A 6,462-nucleotide genomic window follows, 5' to 3' on the forward strand; every position below is an offset into this window, starting at 1 on the left:
TGGGCGAAATGCGGGTCTCCGACATAGAAGCCAGCACCCTCATGAAAGACCGGGTAGTGCACAGTGGCGCCCGGGCCGAAGCGCCAGTTGTCGACATTTCCGCCGAACACGCCAGGCGGGATGCTGCTGACCCGGCCACCTCGGGGGCCACTCCCATCACACCGAGGTGCGGACGCACCGGCACCTGGACAGATCGTCCGAACCGCTCTCGCTTGGCAGGCTCTGGTTCGGAGATGACTCCCGGGATGTCGTACAACTCGAGTGCGGTGAAATCGAAGCCAAACATGGGGCGAGCCGCTGCGGGGAATCCGCCAGCCGGATCGGGAGCGACGAGTTCGTAGATCGTGATGCGTTCTTTGCTGAACTGTTTGTGGAACAGGCCGCAGTTTGCTGCGAGGTTGGAGCCATACGGCATCCGCGGGGTCATCGACAGCAGTTCGACTCGCAACGTGTCGCCGGGCTTGGCCCCCTGCACTTCGATTGGACCGGTCATGATGTGCACACCGGGCGTACGGGTCTCGGGGGCGATGCCGTCCCAGATCGCCTTGATCCCATCATCCATCAACAGGTCGGGCGCATCACCCGAGTGGTGCGTGATTGCCTCGATTGTGATCGTGTCACCGGGTTTGACGCTCAACACAGGCTGCTCAGCGGCGTCCAGGTACCCCCAAAAACACGTGTCGGGAGTCGCTGTCAGGCGTGCTGTGTCCATGTCGTTCCGACCATAGGACCGCTCTGTGAACGCTTGATTTCACCCAGGTAACAACAGCGCTTGCGTCAGGCCTCACCACACGCCAAGGAGTCGGCCAGCGAGGAAAAGCGCCGCACCGATCATGAACACCCGGACCATCCGCTCGCCGCCCTGCACCGCGAGCTTGGCCCCCAGCCAACCACCGCCCAGGAAGCCCGCTGCAAGCACGAGTGCCGGAGCCCACACGACGTGGCCCTGCAGGACAAACACCGGAAGAGCAATCACGGTGACGACCAGATTGACCAAGACCTTCACGCTGTTCGCCGTCACCAGGTCAAACCCGGCGCGAGTGAGCGCGGCGAGCATCACCAAGCCCACCCCGGCCTGAAACGCACCGCCATACAACCCGATGCCGAAGAAGACGATCGCCGTGACTCCCACCGACCACGGCTAGCTCTCCGGGCTCGGCTTCGGCTTGAAGATGGTGAGGATGATGATCGGAATGACGAGATAACCGAAGATCGTTTCGAACGTTTCATCAGCCAGTTGGCTAATGCCGAACGAACCAATCAGCGAACCGATCACCGTCGGTCCGAGCACCGGCGCTGCCCCCTTCAGCCCATCGACTCCAGACCGCCGGAACGACGCAACTGCTGCGCCGCTCGCTGCGAGCACGCCCACCCGATTCGATCCGTTCGCCTGGTTGCCCGGCACGCCGGCGAGCACCAGGAGCGGAACTGTCAGCGCTGAACCACCGCCCGCCATCGTATTGATCACTCCGGCAGCCAAGCCGCCACCGAGCAGCAGAATTGCTTCCCACACCGTCATTGGTTACCGGAATTTACTTCAGGCCGCGGACGAACGGCTGGGCCAATGCGGCGGGAGCACGAACTCGGTGGGCGAACACGGCCATTCCGCCGAGCGTCACGATAAACGGCAACGACTGCAACAGCTCACTGTTGACTTGGTAGCCGAGGCCCTGCACCGACAACCGGAACGAAAGCGCCCCGGCGAAAATGATGCAGCCTGCCACGGTGCCGCGCAGGGTCCAGCCTCCGAAGATGACCGCCGCAATTGCGATAAATCCCCGCCCGCCGACGACCGAATCCTCAAACAGGCCGACCTGCCCGAAGATAAGAAACCATCCACCCATTCCAGAGGTGAAGCCGGCGTAGTAAATGCTCTGCCGGCGCCGCTTGTTGACGTCGATTCCGGAGACGTCGGCAGACTGGGGGTTTTCGCCGACCGACCGCAGTTCGAGGCCCCAACGGGTTCGGAAAACAATCCACCACGTAGCCGGGAGCAACAGGAACAGAAAGTAGAACGGCCAACGCTGGCCGAACAGCGCCGCACCCAACAGCGGGATGTCATGCAGCAGTGGTACCTCCCAGCGACCTGCGAGCTGGGTCTGGGGTTCGATCTCGTTGTCGAGGAATCCGGCAAGACCGAACACCAAAATGTTGAGCGTCAGACCGACCACGAACTGGTCGGCGCTCAGGCGGTGGCTTATCTCGGCTTGCACGCCGGCGACGATCAACCCACCAGCAACACCGGTCAGAAGCGCGATCAACATCGAGTCGGTGACGTGGTACCCAATGGCGCTGGTGAAGGCGCCGCCAAGCAGCATCCCCTCAACCGAAATGTTGAGCGTCCCGGCGCGTTCGGCAACCCACTCGCCTGATGCTGCGAAGGCGAGGAACGCCGCGAACAGCGCCCCGTTGATATAGGTCGATTCGCTGGAAACGATGTCGATGATCGCCTCAAAGAATCCGAACATCGTCACACCCTCTCCGCGGCCGCAGCGAGGGCTCGCCGGCGATCACGAATGAACATCCCGGCGGGCGGAACCAGCAAGGCCAGCACCAAGAACCCTTGGATGACATCGGTGATCCGACCCTCGACACCTGTGGAACCAACGAAGCTCGAACCGGTCCGTAAGCCGGCGAACACAAACGCGACCGGAATCGCAACGAGTGCTTTCTCCCGAGCAACCAGTGCAACGAGCAGCCCGGTCCAACCAATGTTCGTGGCGAATCCGGGAACGAGTTGATAGTTGCCGAAGGCGAACCCGCCACCCGCGAGCATGACCGCTCCGGCCAGGCCAGCGAAAGCGCCACTGATCATCAGCGCCGAAACGCCGTAGCCAGTTTGGGACACACCCGATCGCTGCGCCGCACGCGGATTTCGCCCGAGCATCCGCAGACGGAATCCCCACACCGTCCGCGCGAGGACCGCACTGACCACAATCGCCGACACGACACCGATCACGACTGCCAACGGAATCCTGTTGCCGAACACTTCAGGGCTGGGAAGACGATTGTCTTTTGCGAACTGCTGGCTGACTTGATTGCGGTTGCCGCGATCCCCAAGCGGCGCAAGGAGCAACCACGATTGGCTCAGTCCGTAGGCGACCACCTGTCCGCCGACAGCCACGAGGAGCAGAGTCGACAACACCTCGGGCACATTGCGCCAGAACTTGAGCAGCGCAGCGACGCCTGCCCACAGTGCTCCGCCAATCGCCCCGAACAGCACAATGATCACCAGGTTGAACGGCCCAGGCCCGCCGACGAGAAAGCCGAAATAGGTCGCGAACGCCGCGCCAACAAACAATTGGCCTTCCTGGCCGATGTTGACGAGCCCAGCCTTGCCAGAGACGATTGTGCCAACCGCAACGAGCAACATCGGAGCTGCAGTGCCGAGGGTTTCCCCCCATCGACCAGGCTGACGCAAGCTGCCATCGAGGAGCGCGCTGACCACCGGGCGCCAATCTCCTCCCGTCGCTTCAACGAGTAGCGCCGACAGGAGCAGAGCTGCGAGCACACTCAGCCCGTAGAGGGCGAACCACTCACCAACTCGGGCGCCTTGCCTGGACGTCGTCGCGTCGCTCACGTCGCCGCTCCGACCATGAGTAGTCCGAGCCGTTCGAGATCGACGTCAGATCGATCGAATTCACCGACGATGCGACCGGAGTGCATCACGACGATTCGATGCGACAGGTCGAGGATCTCTTCGAGTTCGCTGGAGATCAGCAGCACGGCGACGCCTGCCGCGGCCGCCGCCGTCAGCCGGTCACCCATGTACTCGATTGCTCCGACGTCGAGGCCGCGAGTTGGCTGGGCAGCAACCAGCACCAGAGGGTGCTGTGCGAGCTCGCGAGCGAGGACGACCCGTTGCTGGTTGCCACCGGAGAGCGACCACATCGGAGCGTCAGGCCCAGCGCACAGAATCCCGAATTGTTCGATCATCTCGGTCGCGAACGCTTCGAGCGCGTGTTGGTCAATCAGGCCACGATGGGAAACGTTCGACTGATCGACCAAGACCAGATTTTCTGCGACCGTCATGTCGAGCACGACACCGCTGTCATGGCGGTCTTCTGGGATGACGCCGATGCCAGCCTTGGCCATCGCTCCCGATCGACCGTCGGGGATTCGTCGGCCGTTCACGCTGACCGACCCTGCATCGAGCGATATCAGACTCGACAGTAAGTCGCCGAGCTCGCGTTGGCCGTTGCCCTCGACGCCTGCAACTCCGACGATCTCCCCCGCCCGCAATTCGAGTGACAGACCGTTGAGCGCGTGGACTCCGCTGGCGCCGCGGAGCGTCGCTCCGCTGATGCTGAGCACAACGTCACCGACCTGATCGTCGTGCACCGCCGCCGGCGCATCATCGACCGCGAGTAGACCGAGTGCGGCCCGCTCGGAGCGCAACGACACATCACGGCCGACCATGCCACGTGCAAGTGTTGGGGCATCGGCATCGCTGGCCAGCAGGCGATCAACGACGACGCCCTGGCGCATGATCGAAATGTCATCGGCGGCATGCAGCATCTCGTCGAGCTTGTGACTCACCAGCACCACTGCACGACCCTCATCTGCCACGACCTGGCGGAGTGAGTCAAAAAGTTGAATGGATTCTTCCGGAGTGAGCACCGACGTGGGCTCGTCGAAGATCACGATGCTGGGATCGCGCCGCAGACATTTGATGATCTCGACCCGCTGACGAAGACCAGCGGTCAGGTTGCCAACCTGCGCGTCGGGCTCGATGACGAGGCCGTATTGATCGGCGATGTCACCGATCCGGTTGCGAATCGCGGTTGGATCGAGTCGACCAGTTTCACCGAGTGCGACATTTTCCCAGACGGTCAACGCCTCAACGAGGCTGAAGTGTTGATGTACCATGCCGAGGCCCAGCCTCGAAGCGTCATGCGGGCTGTGGATGTGTTGCTGGATGCCATCGATGTAGATCGTGCCTTCGTCGGGAAGCACGAGGCCGATGAGCATCTTCATCAACGTCGACTTACCCGCCCCGTTCTCGCCAAGAATCCCGTGAATGCGCCCGCGTCGAAGCGCGAGATCAACACCATCACACGCGGTGACCGCACCAAAGCGTTTCGTAATTTTTCTGAGGTCGACAGCCGGTGCGGACCCCACGTCGGGGTCCGCACCGTTCCGACCTGTGGAACTAGGTGTCATCAGCCGCCGTATGCGGCCCCAGAGATCGCGCCGAGGTCGGCGTACAGCGCTTCGTCGAACGACGCGAGCAACCCGAATGCTCCATCAACAGCAGCGGCAGCCTCAGCCGACGGATTACAGAGCAGCGCGCCGTTCAGCCCGGCCTGGGTCGGGAACTGGTACGTCGAACCTTCGCTGAGTTCACCGTCGATGATCAGCGTCAGCGCCTGCGATGCATAGACACCTCCGTCGAAGACGACACTGCCGGTCCAGGGGATGTCACGTTCACACGCGTCGGCCGGGCCGGCGGCGAAGACCGCCATACCTTCATCGGTGGCGAGTTGGCCGACCGGGTCGAGGGCCCCACCGAGGTAGGCGTATGCCAACGTGGCGCCGTTCGCCTTTGCGTTGGTCAGCGCAGCGGTGGCGTTCGCCGAGTTGTCAAAGTCGAACTCGAAGTCACCCGTACCGACGTACTCCATCGTGAAACTCGGATCGACTGACTGGATTCCATACAACGTTGCCTGGTAGGCCTCGATCTCGAAATTGATGTCACAGCATCCGAGGAAGACCGAAGTCGTGCTTCCTTGCTCTTTCAAGATTGCGCCCATGGCGACCCCGGCCGAGTAGTGCACCGCAGCGCCCCAGTCGGTGGCCTGCGCGAGACCTGGCAGTTCTTGGAAACCCGCACCGCAGTTGCAGTACCAGAAAATGTCCGGGAACTGCTCGGTGAGATCAGGCAGCGGCTCAGCGATCTCGCTGGCACCGACCATCAAGATGTCGACGCCCTGCTGAGCGAGGTCAGCCAGGGCTTGTGCTGCCTCAGCCGGTCCGATGTTGTCGCTCACGATCGGTGGAGCAAACCCATTTTCGCTCGAGTACTTCTCAGCGAAGTTGACCAACGACTGGTAGTAGCCGTTGTCGTCGCGCGGCCCCGCCGCGGCAACACCGATCGTCACTGTGCCATCGCCGTTGGCGTCGAACGCCGCAACAATCGCGTCGGTCTCAGGTTCTTCCGCAGGTTCTTCGGCAGGCGTTTCTACGGGTTCTTCTGCGGTCTCTTCGGCAGGCGCCTCTTCGACTGGCGCTGCTTCGGCTTCGGCTTCGGTGACGACAGGCTCTGGTTCGGCTGCTTCATCGCTGCCGCACGCAGCCGCGACCAATGCCAATGACACGCACAACGCAATTGCCCCACGCCGCCCTGTTTGCTTCTGGTTGATTTTCATGGCTCCCCTTGTTCCTAGTTGTCTTGCTTGCTATTGATTAATCATCACCGACGAGCTCAGGGCGCCGTCGCGGCATGCGAGCGGTAGCGCTGAA

Annotated in this window: 5 protein-coding genes and 2 pseudogenes; all 7 read right to left on the reverse strand. The window is 62.3% G+C overall.

All coding sequences use genetic code 11. The annotated features are described in order from the left end of the window. Positions 1 to 110 (reverse strand): acetamidase/formamidase family protein (locus tag ACH2EI_RS05905; RefSeq protein ID WP_395159437.1); only part of this gene is annotated, 110 nt, incomplete at its 3' end. A gap of 89 nt (positions 111 to 199) precedes the next feature. Then, positions 200 to 712: pseudogene (locus ACH2EI_RS05910) on the reverse strand (acetamidase/formamidase family protein); the annotation flags it as partial. 72 nt (positions 713 to 784) lie between these two features. Next, positions 785 to 1,519, reverse strand: a pseudogene (locus tag ACH2EI_RS05915) (sulfite exporter TauE/SafE family protein). Between the two features lie 13 nt (positions 1,520 to 1,532). Beyond that, positions 1,533 to 2,468, reverse strand: a complete 936-nt coding sequence (locus ACH2EI_RS05920; RefSeq protein ID WP_395159433.1) for an ABC transporter permease — start codon at positions 2,466 to 2,468, stop codon at positions 1,533 to 1,535. Between the two features lie 2 nt (positions 2,469 to 2,470). Further along, a complete protein-coding gene (locus ACH2EI_RS05925) occupies positions 2,471 to 3,580 on the reverse strand; it encodes an ABC transporter permease (protein ID WP_395157166.1) in 1,110 nt (369 codons plus the stop codon). Next, positions 3,577 to 5,121: an ABC transporter ATP-binding protein gene (locus ACH2EI_RS05930; RefSeq protein WP_395159435.1), complete on the reverse strand. Its 1,545-nt coding sequence runs from the start codon at positions 5,119 to 5,121 to the stop codon at positions 3,577 to 3,579. Before ACH2EI_RS05930 ends, ACH2EI_RS05925 begins: the two co-directional genes overlap by 4 nt. A gap of 41 nt (positions 5,122 to 5,162) precedes the next feature. Next, positions 5,163 to 6,368: a hypothetical protein gene (locus ACH2EI_RS05935; RefSeq protein WP_395157170.1), complete on the reverse strand. Its 1,206-nt coding sequence runs from the start codon at positions 6,366 to 6,368 to the stop codon at positions 5,163 to 5,165. Positions 6,369 to 6,462 lie beyond the last annotated feature (94 nt).

It is taken from the genome of Ilumatobacter sp. (assembly GCF_041688325.1).
Lineage (GTDB): Bacteria > Actinomycetota > Acidimicrobiia > Acidimicrobiales > Ilumatobacteraceae > Ilumatobacter_A.

Coding starts and splice junctions, on each gene's coding strand:
- ACH2EI_RS05920 (WP_395159433.1), bottom strand. CDS start 2,468: ATGTTCGGATTCTTTGAGGCGATCATCGACATCGTTTCCAGCGAATCG.
- ACH2EI_RS05935 (WP_395157170.1), bottom strand. CDS start 6,368: ATGAAAATCAACCAGAAGCAAACAGGGCGGCGTGGGGCAATTGCGTTG.